The organism is Nitrospira lenta (genome assembly GCF_900403705.1).
GTDB classification, from domain to species: domain Bacteria; phylum Nitrospirota; class Nitrospiria; order Nitrospirales; family Nitrospiraceae; genus Nitrospira_D; species Nitrospira_D lenta.
The window spans coordinates 107320-121657 of sequence record NZ_OUNR01000022.1; the positions used below are offsets into that span (position 1 = coordinate 107320).

A 14338-nucleotide genomic window follows, 5' to 3' on the forward strand; every position below is an offset into this window, starting at 1 on the left:
CGCCTATCCTGACATCACCTGTGCGCAGCGGATACGACATGAGGAATGTCCGAGACAAGGAGGGAGCACATGCAGAAACAAGTCGGCAAGGTCGGAGCCATTCGCCGAGAGATCCGAGGAAAAGCCTGCGCGTCCTGCGGAGGACACACCTACCAAATCATCCTTCGCTCATCGCTGACTCCGGAAGACGGGACACTCTTTGCGCGATGTACCCAGTGCCATCACCCCAGAGGGCTCGATAAAGATTTCGGCAAAGTACTTTGGATGTAGGACACTGGACATCACCGCAGCTTACGACCACAGGAGAATAGATCCATGCCATTGACACGATGGACTCACTACCGGCAAACACGCGCTCAAAAGAAAAAAGCCCTGCACTTGCTTGCGCTGAGCGGAGTCGTTCGGCCAAGCACCATCGAGCTTCGCTACACAGCCTCTCTCTCCTCTATCTCAGATGAGTCGACATCCCTCGCACAGAATGGAGCGGCACCTGCCATCGCCACGGTCCCCATACACTCAGCTAAAACCACTCCCCTGGTGCGACACCTCTACTCGACAGCCTTCACACTTCTCGCCAGATCCAGACGTCACATCCAAAGCCTTCAATGGGACACCAGGAACGCCGCATGACCTGGCTAAACTTTTAACCAGGCAACAAAGACCTTTCACTTGTACCTCTTGCACCGGCTGAGGTAATATCAGCCCGCTCGTGAGCGACGTAACTGCGCTGACGACTCTGCCCGCCTGCGGACAGACCCCTATGCAACTGGTCGTGGAGAGGTGGCCGAGTGGCCGAAGGCAACGGTTTGCTAAACCGTCGTAGGGAGAATATCCTTACCGAGGGTTCAAATCCCTCCCTCTCCGCCATCCAACGCCGGTCGTCGACCGAACCCATCGGCACAGCACCCCTCGCTCAATTCTTTCCAGTTGTGCGAAGCACCTTCATATCGTAAGGTAAGATCAATCGACGGTTCTCATCGCCACCATCAAGAAAGGATGACTCATGCGCATGTTCGCAGTAATTGCCGCAGCCATTGCCCTCTTGGCCAGCCCATCGGCGTTTGCCGCATCGGGAGAGCCGACCAATGACGACCAAAAAACGTTGTATGCCCTCGGACTGGCAATCAGCCAATCGCTTGGCACCTTCGCGCTGTCCGAATCGGAATTGGATTTCGTCAAGTCCGGCCTCACCGATGGCGCGTTGAAGCGCACGCCGAAGGCGGACCTCCAAACATTCGGCCCAAAAATCCAGCAGCTCCAGCAAGCCCGGGCGGCCGTGGTCGCGGACGCGGAGAAGAAAGCCGGCACAGCCTATCTCACGAAAGCTGCAGCCGAAAAAGGCTCCACAAAGACGGAATCCGGAATCGTCATCACCCCTATCAAGCCTGGAACCGGTGCTACGCCAAAACCAACTGACACCGTCAAGGTGCATTATCATGGCACACTGCTCGATGGCACCGTCTTCGACAGTTCCGTGAAACGCGGTGAGCCAGCCACATTTCCCTTGAGCCAAGTGATCAAGTGCTGGACTGAAGGCGTGCAACAAATCAAGGTCGGCGGCAAGAGCCGCCTGGTATGCCCGGCGAATCTGGCCTACGGAGACCGTGGCTCACCACCCGCCATCAAGCCCGGTGCCACGCTCGTCTTTGAAGTGGAATTACTCGAAATCGTCGCCGCGAAATAACGGCTGACAGTTCCCCAGGGGCGGTGACACAGACGATGTGTCCCCGCCTCTTCATCTTTGCGAAAAGATTGCACGATACATTCAATTGGCCTTGACCCAATCACGGCTTCTGCGGTATCGTCCACCACTTTCCGGAAGTGAGTCCCCGTGCCATGCCGAGGTAGCTCAGTTGGTAGAGCACAGCCCTGAAAAGGCTGGTGTCGACAGTTCGATTCTGTCCCTCGGCACCACATTCCGCAGACGTAGAGATCGTTCTCCATAGAGAAGGTGGCACCTCAACAACTTTTTCACCGCTCAGCACAGCCTGAGTAAAGCTCTCCAGCCGCATCACCTCATCTCTCAATCGACTATCCCAGTTGTGAATATAGAGCCTGGCTGATCCAGGAATGGGCTCCCCTTTTAGTGCCTGAACGACGCCATAGCCGACATGGCATTGCGTCAACCAGATTGCAGCTGACGAAATACGCCATGAGCCGCTGAGGAAGAAGATGGCCCGCTATGTCAACGACGACAAACAAAGGAATGGAGACAAGACAGCCCACGTAGACCCTGACGTGTCGAAGCACGGGCGATTCGCTCTCTCTGGGAAATGCGCGCCGCCAGATCAGGACCCAGATGGCAATCGGAAGCCACATGACCAACGCAAGCACGAGAGACCGCCGGACAATACCTGGTCCCTCGGAGGGAATGAGGCCGATCGCCCGTTGAACGCGAAACCACGGATCCCCATAGGCTAGCGAAAAAATCAGATCCTCAGACCGGGATTCCAGCTGACGCATAGACGGCCTCGCTGAAAACCAATGACGTCCTACCCGGATGAAACCCCGTGCTGATGCAGGAGACTCGTACCCGATCTCAGAACCGATAATTGGCTCCCACATTCACATTGGTGTTATGGGCGATCTCCTGCTCGAAACTCTGACGGCGGTGCGATCGCTGAAAACCGAGCGTTAACCCCGTCTGTTCCGTCAACCGGTAGAGAAACGTCACCTCACCCTGAAAGACGCTCTCGTGCCCGCCATTTCGTTTATCCCCCGCAATGCCGCTCGTCCAATTGTTCCGTTCAAAGTGAACCCCCGTCTCAAAAGAAAGACGTTCCGTCAACTCCGCTTCCACCCCCGCGGTCGCATAGTGGTTGATATACGACACGTCATCCTTAAACTGTGGCTGTTTTCTGCCTTCGGCGAGGCCGCGCTCGAAGTGGTAACCAAGTAACACCTTCACGCCTTCCACGAGACGCCAGACTACGTGGGGGCCGACCGTCCAGAACGTCGTATCCCGTTGCGCGAACGCGTCGTTGTAGAGGCGCGCTCCGACGCGGCCCAGGATCCGGACTTCCCAGTCCTCGGAAAGACGCTGCTCCAACCGGACGGATCCGATGTGTGAGGTCAGACGCTCCTCCTTCAGAGACAATGTCCCGCTACGCCGCTCCTCATTGTCCCCAAGCAACATATCCGGCATGGTGTAGTAGCGAAGCCGGACTTTCGTATCCGGCGAAAAAGCCTGAAGCATCTCCAGACCGACACTGGCTTGATTGAATCGCGGATTGACGGCATAAATGAACCCCTGTCCCTTGACGGAAAGATCGCTCCGTCCTAAGGAAGAGGTGAAGGATTTGGTCACGCGGAAGTCCGGGTCGAACACCATATCCGACCCCTTGCCTGTTAGTGCCGTGTCCAACGCAGGCTGCGTGGGATCGCCGTGTATATTCAAACGGCGCGTGGCTGAAAACAGCGCAGCATCGTCGGTGTAGAACAGATTACCGCCCGTGGTTACGGACCACTCCGCCATCGCCGGACAAACCGCCGACAACACCAACACGGTGGCTGCCCCCAATAGTCTGAGTCGCAAACACTCCCCCTTTGCCCCATCGAACAAGGAATGATGAGTGCCGGAGAATAGAGAGAAGATCTGCAACGCGTCAAGAGAGAAAGGACCCGCAAGCCTTTACTCCCAGAAATCGCACGTCCCACTTCTCGAAGATGCGTTATGCAGCCGGGCCCATCGTGAGGAACGTCCCGGCATCATCCCGTAGCCGCGGCATATACATGGGATACGCTGTCGCGTATCATCGCTCACGTAAATCATTCCGCACAGATACGCGTCCTGCCTAAACCGGGCACACGGCAGTACCCTGCGGCCGAACCGCCATGATTGAGAGGGGGGAATGATGCAGCATCGATCACAGGCAAAGACTTACCTGGTTCGTACAGTCGGCGGCATGTTATGGGCCGGAATTCCAGCTGTTTTCCTGCTGACCTGGTTGGTGAGCTCGCCCCTGCTCCAGGCCAGCTCCGATATCATCATTCCGAAACCGACCGATGTGCTCTTGCCGCCGCCCCCACCCCCGACACTCGAGCCCTCCGTCGTCAATCTGAAAGTCGGGAAGACCCTCCGGGAAATGAGGGAGGCGGTGGAATCATCGATTGCCGTCCACCATGAGCATGAGCAGGAATGGATCTTGGGAAAGCGGCAGCTCAACGGGGTTCCCTTCGACTATCAATACTATCTCTGGAGAGGGCCGGTACGTTTCAAAATAACAGGCGGTCGGCTCATTACCGAATTTCCCGATGCGCAATATCGTGTTCGAGTGCGGCTGAAAGATCCGAACGGACGCGCGAGGATCGCAGAATGCGGGTATGGAGAGAACGCAAATCTGCACATGAAACTGGATGCCGCGTCGGACGTTCGATGGAGCGAGGACTGGCTCATCTCCACCACCACACAGTTTGGCCGCCCGCAATTCGGAGAACCCTGCAGCTTGAAGCCGATCGACCTTGATGTGACCGAGTTGGTCGACGAGTGGATCACTCAACGGCTGCCGTCTCTGGCCTCAGCCATCGATCAGGCCTTCCTCACGCAAGTCGAGGCGAAAAAACGAGCCCAGATCGTCTGGGAGAAACTTCAGGAGCCGATGGAACTCAGATCCGGCACCTGGCTGATGTACCATCCTCAAAACCCACGGCCCGGTCTATTAACCCTGGATGGCGACCAATCGATCCACACCACCATCAGCCTGGGCTTTGATCCGATGATCGTCGTAGGTCCCAAGCCGCAGGTCGACAACAATCCCCTGCCCCCCCTCCACATCGGAGCCGCCGCGCCGGAAGGCTTTCATCTGGCCATGCCGATGCTCGTTCCCTACGAGGAGTTAAGTGCACGGCTGGCGGAGGAGATCGTGGGCCAGGAAATTATTCCGCTGGTCGGTTCCAGAATCACGATTACCGGCATCCGGACCTACGGGAGCGGCAACAACCTCATCATCGAGGTTACGGTGACCGGAGGAGTGAATGGCACGCTCTATCTTCAGGGCAAACCCTCTCTCACTCCAGACGGGCAGACCCTGGAACTGAGTGAGTTTAATTTCACGATAGATACGTCCAACCTGCTAGCACGATTCACCAATCTCGCCGCACACAATATCATCCTGGAGAAAATACTGCCTAACATGAAGATTGACGTGGCAGGCCGCATGGCGGGGCTCCGCTCACTGATTCAGCGACAGATGAACCGTGAACTGGCTCCAGGCATTTGGCTTGAAGGCACCGTGACGAGGTTGGATCCTCGCGGCATCTACCCCGTCCCAGGCGGGATAGAAGTGCAGTTCGTCCTGGATGGCACACTCAATCTGACCATTCAATGATCGGCCGGCCCATCAGCCCGAATGTGAGCGCGCCGTCTTCCAATCGGTAGCCACGAAGAACCGGTTGCAGCCCGCCGGCTTGCATCAAAGATCGGTCTCTTTCGAAAACGATCAGGAGCCGGTCTTTCCACCCAGTAAATCTTGCTCAATCATCTGTTTCCAGAGCTTCCTGGCCACCTCGTGAAGAGAAACGCTCGTGCTTTCATTGAGAAGTTCAGTGGCAACGGTCATCTCTCCTGCGCCCTCCCAGAGAAACTCTCCGGCCTGCGCATCCCACACCCTGAGCCACAATCGGAGCGTGCTGATCCTGGTCTTGAGGAGATGGTAACCAACCAGATCGAAACGGTCATCTACAGTCTCGGTAAAATTTGCAAATCCCGGCTGCAGGATATACCTGACGCCGAGCGCGGTCCCAATCTGCTGCATGCGCTGACGATTCCCGCCGCCACGAGCCAGATCGCCGACAACCTCAGTCTGGTCCGCTATGCGTTCAAGTTGGCTCAGTTTGTTAACGGTTTCATGGTAAGACAGCGCTTTGATGGACGGAGACACGTGCTCAACCGCAGCCGACAAAGCAAGCGACACGAATACAGCAACGCCCCGAGACTCGTCGGAGGCGACCGTAGGAAGGACCGCAACCGATTCCCGGGTAAGCCCCGTGACATCGAACGACGGCGGTCTCGGAGTCGCGACCGTCTGCGCATTGACAAAGTGGAGGGGGCCGCCGCAGGCCGGCAAAATCCCCATCACGAGAGCCAACGAAAGCAGGTTCCATATTTTCAGAAACAGGCTGCTCATGAATCTCCCTCTGTCCTGGTATGGCCCGTGCTTTCAGCTTTTCCCACGTCTGAGCACAGCAGCCAATTGGTGAACCGCGCGCAGATAGTCGAGCACTTCGAGCATGGTCCGGTAGACCATCTCGGCATACCGAAAACGAGATGGTGGCCTGCCTGGAAGCCGTGTTGTTCTATGAACTCAGCGAGTCTTCCGCCTTCACCGAGGTTTCGGCGGATATGGAGGCGAATCCCAGCAAGGTGACCGCGATAAGAAGAATGTGTTTCATGGGTGGTGGTATCGAATTGCGGGTGATGGTTTGGCAAGACACGGGTGCCGCCGTCGCCGGCGACATCCGTGCCTGCGATCTACTTAATCACCACTGCTAGTCATTCCCTTGATCTGCCTTTCCAGCGACTCAAGGCTCCAGTCGCCCGGGACCTGGCTGGGCGGATATTCCTTCAGGGACAAGAGGAACTTGCTGGCAATTCCCTGCAGGGGGATCAGGATGAAGGAGCGATCCAGTACCCAATCGTGATAGGTGTTGGAGTTCCCGTAGGCTTTCTCGAAAGGATCGCGCCGCAAGCTGTAGAGCAGCGGAATACGCAGGTGAACGAACGGCTCACGCCAGACATCGAGCTGGTGCGCGCGGTTCTCCAGATAGATGGCTTTCCAGTCGCCTACGCGGATAGCCATCACGGCACCGTCGTCGCCCACATAGATAAAATCCGTGCGCGGCGATTTATCCACCTTGCCACTAAGGTAGTCGAGCTGGTTATAGCCGTCGATGTGGCTCCTGTAGGTGCGGCCGTTGAGCTCCACCCCACCCTTGAGCAGCTTTTCCTTGATGTCTGGCGCGCCGGCGATGGCGGCAAAGGTCGGCAGCCAGTCCTCATGCGCGATGATTCCGTTGAGCGTCGTGCCGGCCGGGAAATGGCCGGGCCATTTGATGAAGGTCGGGACACGGAACGCGCCTTCCCAGTTCGAATTCTTCTCGCCGTGAAAAGGCGTGGTGCCGGCATCGGGCCAGCTGTTGTAGTGGGGGCCATTGTCGGTCGAATACTGAACGATAGTATCGTTTGCGAGGCCCAGTTCATCGATCAGCGTGAGCAGTTCGCCCACGTTTAGGTCATGGCTGACCATGCCATCACTGTATTCGTCCTGACCGGAGAGGCCGATCTGCTCAGGCTTCACATGGGTGCGGTAGTGCATATGCGTCGCATTCCACCAACAGAAGAAGGGCTTGCCCTCTTTTGTCTGGCGAATGATAAACTCCTTGGCGGCGGCCAGGGTTTCATCGTCGATCGTCTCCATGTGCTTCTTGGTCAGGGGGCCGAGATTCTCGACAGTCTGGCCGCCCTTGCCGTCGGCCTTGGACTTGATGATACCGCGCGGGCCGAATTGTTCGCGGAAGGTTTTGCCGTTAGGCAGCTTCAGATTATTCGGGTAGTCGCGATTCTCGGGTTCCTCCTCCGCGTTGAGGTGATAGAGAGAGCCAAAGAACTCGTCGAAGCCGTGCATGGTGGGCAGGTGCTCATCGCGGTCGCCCTGGTGATTCTTGCCAAACTGGCCGGTAGCATACCCCTGGCTTTTCAGAACGGTGGCCATCGTGACGTCGGTCTTCTGCCAGCCTTGCTTGGCGCCAGGCATGCCGACTTTGGTCATGCCAGAACGAACCGGAACGGTGCCGCCGATGAAGGCGGCGCGGCCCGCGGTGCAAGACTGCTGGCCGTAGTAATCGGTGAAGGCAACGCCTTCCTTGGCGATGCGATCGATGTTCGGCGTCTTGTAGCCCATCATGCCACGGCTGTTGTGGCTGATGTTCCACGTGCCGATATCGTCACCCCAAATAACGAGGATATTGGGCTTCTTCTCGGCTGCGGCCGCAGGGAGCGTGCCGGCGATCAACGCGAGCGTCCCCAGGAGGACGGACCATCGAACTACACGAATCATAACTGCACCTCCTACTGTGTTGGCGTGCACCTTTCATGGCACAACGCGCATTTACCCGTCGGGGAGCAGCAATTTAAAGCCCCCTGCAATTTATTCGGCATTGTAATATTGAGGTCACCAAATATCAACGTGACCGTTTCCATCGTCGAGCGATACAGGCGGCCCTGGCATTTCTCGAACCTGACGTCTAGATGCTCGGACTGGGCATACTTTCAAGCTCATGCAATCGCTTCAGGGCTTGCGCGGTTTTGAGCGCTTGGCAATGCAGCTCTGCTACGCATATGCGTCGGTAAACACACGCTTCGCCGATCGGACGATATACCCACAGGTGACACCAGCCGGCCACCTGGCATTAGTGCTCCTCTTTGGCCTCTCCCCCGTTCTCCTCATCTTTCCCTTCTGTTGGGACGGCAGCCTGAACGAGCGCACTGAGAACCTTATTGAGAGGGGTATATTTCGAGGAAGTTCGTCGGTTGAGGAAATCCGCCATCAGGCTACCGAAGGTCAACCGCACGGCATCCTCCAGAAATACCGGATCCTGCGAGATCGCCTCACTTTCCAAAGCCGCTTCGGCCACAGAGGACCACATCAATTCGCCGCTCTCCACATCCCACAATTGGAGCGACATCCGCACGGTGCTTGAACGAGTCTGCATGAGCCGGATATTGAATCCGGGAAATCGCGCACGATCAGTCATCGCCTGAGTGAAGGTGGCCAGGCGAGGCTGAAAAATGTATCGCACCCCCAGCGCCTTGCCGATTTTCCGAAGTGCGTCGCGATCGAGAAGATGGCTTGGCTCAGCATCCGCCCGCATCCGAATATATTCCGCCCCTAATCCCTGCGTATTGATCCCCGTGAGCGTGGCTTGCTCACCGATCACTTTCCAGTTCGGGATCAGCTTGCTGAGAATATCGCCAAGAATAGCTGACATCCCCACCTCTGTCCCGCGGAGGCTGCGCATTGAGAGCGCCGGAAAAATCGCCACGGGCTTTTCATCTACCGGCACCTGATAGAACGACGCACCGACGAGTGTAGAATTCGTACGAACCCGCCAGCCATAGAGCGATCCCTCACACCCCGTCGCACACATGAACAACAAAACCAGGCTCATGCCCGTCGATACTCTCACACACCAGAGCTGTCTCACCTTTGAATCCTCCCCCATGCGCGCCTGCGGTCCATACCGACGCGCTCACTGACTCAAATCGCCAAGCTCATTGCGCCCGCCATCTGTTAGATCCATGAGCAGCGGCTGCCCCCGAACGCGATGTCAGAACACCTTCGCAACCTGGGCGGCATGGATAAACCGGCTCATACAGTCGGCTGTTCCTGTGCGAATCAACATCCCGTCTTCCACCAGGATATTCGGCCCCTTCTGGACCGAGGTACAGTGCCATGAAAAGACGGTGTGCCCGGCCGACTGAACCGTATAGTCCGCCGCCAGCTCGAACGATCGATCCCCTCCGCTTGTCCAGTCCAGATAGAACCGTGTGAGGGTGCCGGACACGATGCGGTCACTCGATTCAGTGAGCCCATACCCAGACCGTCTTAGCTCCAGTCCAAGCGCGTCTGAGAAAAAGGCGCTGATTTCATGAACAAAGAATAGCTCGGTCTTGGCCGACGGGTTTGTTTCAACTTGACGCGGACGCACACGCTGCTCATCGGATGGTTGATAGCGGAACGGTGCGATCGTCACCGATCCTTGGCCTCTCAGTTGATTGGTCGGTTGATACTCTACGGACAGGATGCGCGCACAACCCGTCGCCGTCATGACGCAAAGCAAGAACCCGGCGATACATAGGCGGGAATTGCCTGAGCGAACAAATTTCCCTCGAATGATGTCTGGGATCATGGCGCACCGTTCCCCTGGAGCGCAGGAGCGAGAGGATACAACGCGGGTGATTCTATTCACCCCGCTCTAATTTTTCTACCAGACGCGGTTGCTACCACGTACCGTGGATCTAGAAGCTCGGGAATATGTAGCGCACGCCGGCCTCGACATTCCAGTCATAGGCCCCCACAAGGTCCCGCCCGAAAATCCCGACACCCGGCCGGACAAATACCCCCCACCGTCCCACCATGCTCCGACCGACTTCGAATTCAAGGACCAGGCTGGCTTTCGCGTTCCGCTCCCAATCGATCTGCCACACCGTCTGCGCGACGCTCCACCACCGCGCCCCCCAGAACGAATTGATTTGCCCGGTGAACTTCGAGACATTCACGGACCTTCTAGCGGAATCGCCGCCGAGAGACATCTGTTGAGTGAATAACCCGATCAGGAAAGACTCCCAGAGGGGGAGAAATCTGGTCGTAGCGACGGTGGGACCGACCGTATACTTTCCGAGTCCCAATCCGGTCTCCGCGGCGGTCGGCATCGTCGAAATGACGCCGAGGAGGATCGCATATTCAGGCGTGTTATAGGCACGCCACCCGGCCGTGACGGCCACGTCACTGAAGCCTCGTGTGCTGGTGATCCCGGGACGGTTGGGATCGCTCCATTTCAAGAACGGCGCATCGAAGCGAAGCAACAAGTTTTTCCGGAACGGCAGATCAACACGGGCGATGGTATCAATAGCCTGTCCCCCACTATGGAGGTTGTAGAATGAGGAAAATAGTTGCACTCGCCCCACAATGGCCGTGGGATCGGTTCCATACTTCGCCGCCAAGTTCCTGAGACGCTCTGCTTGATCCTGCTCCTCCGGTGTCACCAACTGAGGCCCCAGCCTGTGAAATAAGCCGCGTCTTGGATGGACGACAGCAGGCTCTGCTTCGGGACTGTCTAGCTCCGCCTGAAGGGCTGGCTCAAGCTCGCTCATCACTGGTGACTCAGGCGATGATTCTTGCCCCAGCCCGGTAAGAGGGCAGACCATAACCAGTGCCATCACCCCCGAAAGCCACACGCACACCTGCACGAAATCCCCGCGCGATCTCTTCGTCTGGCCCCGACTTGCACAGATGACGTTCCATGCCTGTTCGATGCCGTCGCCTAAGTGAATACGCCAACTGATCACGTTACACGAATTCGACTATCAGCAACGCTCGGAGGCTTCCTGGACGTTGAAGGACAGGCTCGTTGTGACAAACCGAGCTCCTTCCGCGTCCAACACCGGATGCCGCATCACCACGAATCGAACACCCATAGCATGTAGGTCTGGCCGATGGTGCCCTGAAATTTGGCTTCGGGACGCGGCAGGACTTCCTGCGCCTCTGCCGGCAGCGCGTACTGCGCGCCCACTCCCATTCCAAGGACGAGGAGCAGGATCATCTCGATCATTCGCCTCATTGTTGACCTCCTTGTTCATTCAGTGCGATCAAACGATCAGCGCGCGTCGCGCACCAGGCGAAATCCCACATGGTTCGTCCCGGTATCCGGTTCACCCTTGCCCCGGCCACCCGCGATGTAGCGCGCGCAATATTGATCGGTGCAGAGGAACGAGCCGCCTTTGTGAACTTTCTTTTTCACACCTGGTTCACTCGGATCGAAACTCTCCTCCGGCCCGTGCGGATTGCGTGCAAGCGGTCCCTGGGAAGCAAGCGCCTGATAGTAGTCATGGCGATACCAGTCGCTGGTCCATTCCCAAACGTTACCGGCCATGTCATAGAGTCCATAGCCGTTGGGCGGGAACGAGCCGACCGGTGCGGCAGCCGCGTGACCGTCTTCATTCGTATTCTTGTTCGGGAAATGCCCCTGGAAGGTGTTCGCCATGAACTGGCCGCCCGGGTTCAACTCATCGCCCCAGGCATAGGGTTTCCGTTCAAGCCCCCCCCGCTGCGCGAATTCGAACTCGGCTTCCGTCGGCACGCGCTTGCCCGCCCATTTCGCATAGGCCTGCACATCTTCATATGCGATGTGCACGACGGGATAGTTCCCGCGATCCGTGATCGTGCTCTTCGGTCCCTCCGGCTGCCTCCAGTTGGCGTCCTTCACGTAGCTCCACCACTGAAAGTGATCGTTCAGTTTCACGGCATGATCGGGCGGCGAGAAGACGACCGACCCGGCCACGAGATTTTCAGGTAACGCGCCGGGAAAATCTTCCGCGCGCGGCGCCTGTTCGGCGAGCGTCATATACTTAGTGGCCTTCACAAATTGCGCGAACTGGTTGTTCGTAACTTCGGTTTTGTCCATCCAGAATCCATGCACTGAGACCCGATGCCACGGCTGGGCATCAGGAAACTCCTCCGCACCCATCCAAAAGTCTCCGCCTGGAATCCAGACCATCCCCTCCGGCGCAGAGCCTGGAGGCGGCTGAACGGTTGTGCCTGGAGTGTCGTTGGCGGGCTGAACCATTCGGGTATTCGTCACGACCGGTTGCGCAGTGCCAGCCGCAATGCCACCGCCGGCCTTCGCAGCCGAGATACCCATGTCGCAGGTCATGCCGGGCGTCGAAGCCGGCGCCGCCGATGGACGAGTGCCGCCGGAAACAAACCACCATCCCGCTAGTCCCGCGCACACACAGACCACTAACGCCGCGCCGCCACGCACCCAAGCCCTGTGCATCAATGGAGGCATACGAGTTCGCTCTGCTTCTTTCATGGCTGCTTGCTACCCGGGGTTGCATCCTCGGCAAGAAAAGCCGGGGTCGGCGGTGCGGGATTCTTGGGATCTATGTCTGTGTGATCCACTGACCAGCGGTGACATTCATACTGATCCTTCTGTTGCTGCTCATCGCCCTGTCACTTCTTACGGTACGCGAACATGTCGGTTTCCACAGAAGCAATACCGGCTACAGTGAAGACTGTCAATAGACCGACCGCGGAATACGCTTCAGGTCGCACCTCCGATTGAGAAGGCTGAGGACTCTCATTCCCGAAACGGCTGATCCAGAACCTACTTGGATTGAGGAGGAATCTTGTAGTGGAGCGCGGGCGATCTCGCCAACCCGGCGCCAAATTGCTGCACATTATCCACTCCGGCGTATACCGTGAGTCGCGCGCCTGGATCCGCAAAATCATTCTCTCTCCGGCAATCCCGGCGAACTTCCCCGTGCCGCTGACGATCATGAAGAGTCCCCGACAGCTCTCCAGAAGCTCCCCTGAGCACGTATGCCGCGCAAACAGCCGATCCCCCGCTTGCCCTGTGATGATGCAGCGCCCCTCCCGTCTCGGTTCCCTTCACGAAATTGCTCTCGACGGTTCCAGGACAGACGATGGAGACGGCATCCAACAAGCCCATGTACGCCTACTCTTCGCCGACTGGAACGCATAGTATTCATCTAACGCCCCCTCCCCTTGGGGTCTGGTGCGACCCAAACAGACTCAAAACATATACCGAGCTCCAACTTGGGTAAACCAGTCATAGGCTCCGGGAACACCAGCACCCCACAATCCCACGGCCGGACGCAGCCACAAGCGGAAATGATCGCCCAGCTTTCTCCCGATTTCGAACTCCAGATTCATCGCGGTTTTGCTCTTCTGCGTCCAGTCGATAAAGAGGTTCGGTTCAATGGTGGTCCACCAATCTTGTCTCCAGGGGGAGTCGAACCCGATTCTCACGCGACTGTAGTTGACGTCTCTCCTGCTGGGGTCGCCCCCGATAGACACGATGTGTTGGACCACGGGCTGCATAACAGAATTCAACCCGGCAAGTGGAATAGCCAGATGTACTCCCGGCCCGACCTGATACTTCCCCCGCCCCAAATCGGAATGGCTTGCGCTGGGCAAAATAATGTCGGTGCCCGCTAAGACCGTGAGTGCCGGTGTTTTCCAGACCTGCCCGCCGACTCGAAAAAAGATGTCCCCCAATCCCGACTGTGAGGATCTGCCTGTCGGATGAAAATCGAACCGGTGGGGCACATCGGCACGGAAAAGAAGCCGGCTCCCGATCGGAACGGCCACGGAGGCAACGTGTTCCAGCTGAGCCGATCCGTCCCGCCTGTCGCGATACTCAGTCGAGAGCTGCGCCCGCCCCACAATGGCCGTGCCGTTGATGCCGAGATCTCCGGTTCGCAGCTTCAGCAAACGGTCTGCCATCGTTGCGAGGGCTTCTCGCAGAGGCCTCCGCCGGGGCTCGACCTGAGGAATGTCTTGAGGCGCCTCCGGCGCAACCTCTGCGCCGGAGGCCTCTTCGGATCTTGCTTTTGTCGCTGAGTTTGTCAATGCAAGTGGAGGCGGCTGGGCGTTTGCGAGACCGGATTCTTCCGGCAGGTCGAGATCCAGGTCCTGAGCGCGCACAGGCCATACGGTCATGCACGAGAAAAAGATGAAGATTCCCAGACTAACCAGGACCTGCCAGCCGGACGGCCTGCTCCAAGTAGAGACGTTGCGCTTCATACGAGGTGCGGAAA

General features: G+C 57.7%; 13 protein-coding genes and 2 tRNA genes. 6 read left to right on the plus strand and 9 right to left on the minus strand.

Annotation, left to right across the window (positions count from 1 at the left end):
- Window positions 1-69: 69 nt before the first annotated feature.
- The 4 genes from NITLEN_RS17675 to NITLEN_RS17690 all read left to right on the plus strand — a co-directional run bounded on the left by NITLEN_RS17675 (window position 70) and on the right by NITLEN_RS17690 (window position 1914).
- Window positions 70-270: a hypothetical protein gene (locus tag NITLEN_RS17675; protein WP_121990969.1), complete on the plus strand. Its 201-nt coding sequence runs from the start codon at window positions 70-72 to the stop codon at window positions 268-270.
- Between the two features lie 504 nt (window positions 271-774).
- A tRNA-Ser gene (locus NITLEN_RS17680) sits at window positions 775-867 on the plus strand.
- A 136-nt stretch (window positions 868-1003) separates the two neighbouring features.
- Window positions 1004-1684 carry an FKBP-type peptidyl-prolyl cis-trans isomerase gene (locus NITLEN_RS18615; protein WP_342776550.1) on the plus strand — a complete coding sequence of 227 codons (681 nt, stop codon included), beginning with the start codon at window positions 1004-1006 and terminating at the stop codon, window positions 1682-1684.
- Between the two features lie 154 nt (window positions 1685-1838).
- Window positions 1839-1914, plus strand: a tRNA-Phe gene (locus NITLEN_RS17690).
- Between the two features lie 625 nt (window positions 1915-2539).
- Here the strand turns inward: NITLEN_RS17690 and NITLEN_RS17700 are convergent.
- Window positions 2540-3535 carry a TonB-dependent receptor gene (locus tag NITLEN_RS17700; RefSeq protein WP_146216244.1) on the minus strand — a complete coding sequence of 332 codons (996 nt, stop codon included), beginning with the start codon at window positions 3533-3535 and terminating at the stop codon, window positions 2540-2542.
- A gap of 316 nt (window positions 3536-3851) precedes the next feature.
- Here NITLEN_RS17700 and NITLEN_RS17705 point away from each other — a divergent pair, with 316 nt between their 5' ends.
- Window positions 3852-5327, plus strand: a complete 1476-nt coding sequence (locus NITLEN_RS17705; RefSeq protein ID WP_121990972.1) for a DUF4403 family protein — start codon at window positions 3852-3854, stop codon at window positions 5325-5327.
- Window positions 5328-5438: 111 nt separating this feature from the next.
- On the opposite strand, the gene NITLEN_RS17710 is transcribed toward NITLEN_RS17705, so the two are convergent.
- Entirely contained in the window at window positions 5439-6125 is a 687-nt protein-coding gene (locus NITLEN_RS17710; RefSeq protein WP_121990973.1) for a hypothetical protein, read from the minus strand.
- A 140-nt stretch (window positions 6126-6265) separates the two neighbouring features.
- Between NITLEN_RS17710 and NITLEN_RS17715 the strand changes: the two genes are divergently transcribed.
- Window positions 6266-6490 carry a hypothetical protein gene (locus NITLEN_RS17715; protein WP_121990974.1) on the plus strand — a complete coding sequence of 75 codons (225 nt, stop codon included), beginning with the start codon at window positions 6266-6268 and terminating at the stop codon, window positions 6488-6490.
- Here NITLEN_RS17715 and NITLEN_RS17720 read toward each other — a convergent pair.
- The 7 genes from NITLEN_RS17720 to NITLEN_RS17750 all read right to left on the minus strand — a co-directional run bounded on the left by NITLEN_RS17720 (window position 6474) and on the right by NITLEN_RS17750 (window position 14024).
- Window positions 6474-8054 carry an arylsulfatase gene (locus NITLEN_RS17720; RefSeq protein ID WP_121990975.1) on the minus strand — a complete coding sequence of 527 codons (1581 nt, stop codon included), beginning with the start codon at window positions 8052-8054 and terminating at the stop codon, window positions 6474-6476. The genes NITLEN_RS17715 and NITLEN_RS17720 overlap by 17 nt on opposite strands.
- 352 nt (window positions 8055-8406) lie before the next feature.
- A complete protein-coding gene (locus NITLEN_RS17725) occupies window positions 8407-9201 on the minus strand; it encodes a hypothetical protein (RefSeq protein ID WP_146216245.1) in 795 nt (264 codons plus the stop codon).
- 123 nt (window positions 9202-9324) lie between these two features.
- Complete coding sequence (locus tag NITLEN_RS17730) at window positions 9325-9906, minus strand: hypothetical protein (protein ID WP_121990977.1); 582 nt, start codon at window positions 9904-9906, stop codon at window positions 9325-9327.
- Window positions 9907-10015: 109 nt separating this feature from the next.
- Window positions 10016-10870, minus strand: coding sequence for a hypothetical protein (locus tag NITLEN_RS17735; protein ID WP_121990978.1), 855 nt, complete (start codon window positions 10868-10870; stop codon window positions 10016-10018).
- A gap of 302 nt (window positions 10871-11172) precedes the next feature.
- Window positions 11173-11337 carry a hypothetical protein gene (locus tag NITLEN_RS18280; protein WP_181416979.1) on the minus strand — a complete coding sequence of 55 codons (165 nt, stop codon included), beginning with the start codon at window positions 11335-11337 and terminating at the stop codon, window positions 11173-11175.
- A 36-nt stretch (window positions 11338-11373) separates the two neighbouring features.
- Window positions 11374-12564, minus strand: coding sequence for a formylglycine-generating enzyme family protein (locus NITLEN_RS17740; RefSeq protein WP_219999493.1), 1191 nt, complete (start codon window positions 12562-12564; stop codon window positions 11374-11376).
- 746 nt (window positions 12565-13310) lie between these two features.
- Window positions 13311-14024 (minus strand): hypothetical protein, encoded by a 714-nt coding sequence (locus tag NITLEN_RS17750; protein WP_146216246.1) that lies wholly within the window; start codon window positions 14022-14024, stop codon window positions 13311-13313.
- Window positions 14025-14338: the final 314 nt, after the last annotated feature.

Excerpts from the sequence above, each read along its gene's own strand:
- NITLEN_RS17735 (WP_121990978.1), bottom strand. The coding sequence starts at position 10,870 with ATGAGCGAGCTTGAGCCAGCCCTTCAGGCGGAGCTAGACAGTCCCGAA.
- NITLEN_RS18615 (WP_342776550.1), top strand. The coding sequence starts at position 1,004 with ATGCGCATGTTCGCAGTAATTGCCGCAGCCATTGCCCTCTTGGCCAGC.
- NITLEN_RS17750 (WP_146216246.1), bottom strand. The coding sequence starts at position 14,024 with ATGGCAGACCGTTTGCTGAAGCTGCGAACCGGAGATCTCGGCATCAAC.
- NITLEN_RS17740 (WP_219999493.1), bottom strand. The coding sequence starts at position 12,564 with ATGCCTCCATTGATGCACAGGGCTTGGGTGCGTGGCGGCGCGGCGTTA.
- NITLEN_RS17730 (WP_121990977.1), bottom strand. The coding sequence starts at position 9,906 with ATGATCCCAGACATCATTCGAGGGAAATTTGTTCGCTCAGGCAATTCC.
- NITLEN_RS17675 (WP_121990969.1), top strand. The coding sequence starts at position 70 with ATGCAGAAACAAGTCGGCAAGGTCGGAGCCATTCGCCGAGAGATCCGA.
- NITLEN_RS17720 (WP_121990975.1), bottom strand. The coding sequence starts at position 8,054 with ATGATTCGTGTAGTTCGATGGTCCGTCCTCCTGGGGACGCTCGCGTTG.
- NITLEN_RS17715 (WP_121990974.1), top strand. The coding sequence starts at position 6,266 with ATGGTGGCCTGCCTGGAAGCCGTGTTGTTCTATGAACTCAGCGAGTCT.
- NITLEN_RS17705 (WP_121990972.1), top strand. The coding sequence starts at position 3,852 with ATGATGCAGCATCGATCACAGGCAAAGACTTACCTGGTTCGTACAGTC.
- NITLEN_RS18280 (WP_181416979.1), bottom strand. The coding sequence starts at position 11,337 with ATGAGGCGAATGATCGAGATGATCCTGCTCCTCGTCCTTGGAATGGGA.
- NITLEN_RS17710 (WP_121990973.1), bottom strand. The coding sequence starts at position 6,125 with ATGAGCAGCCTGTTTCTGAAAATATGGAACCTGCTTTCGTTGGCTCTC.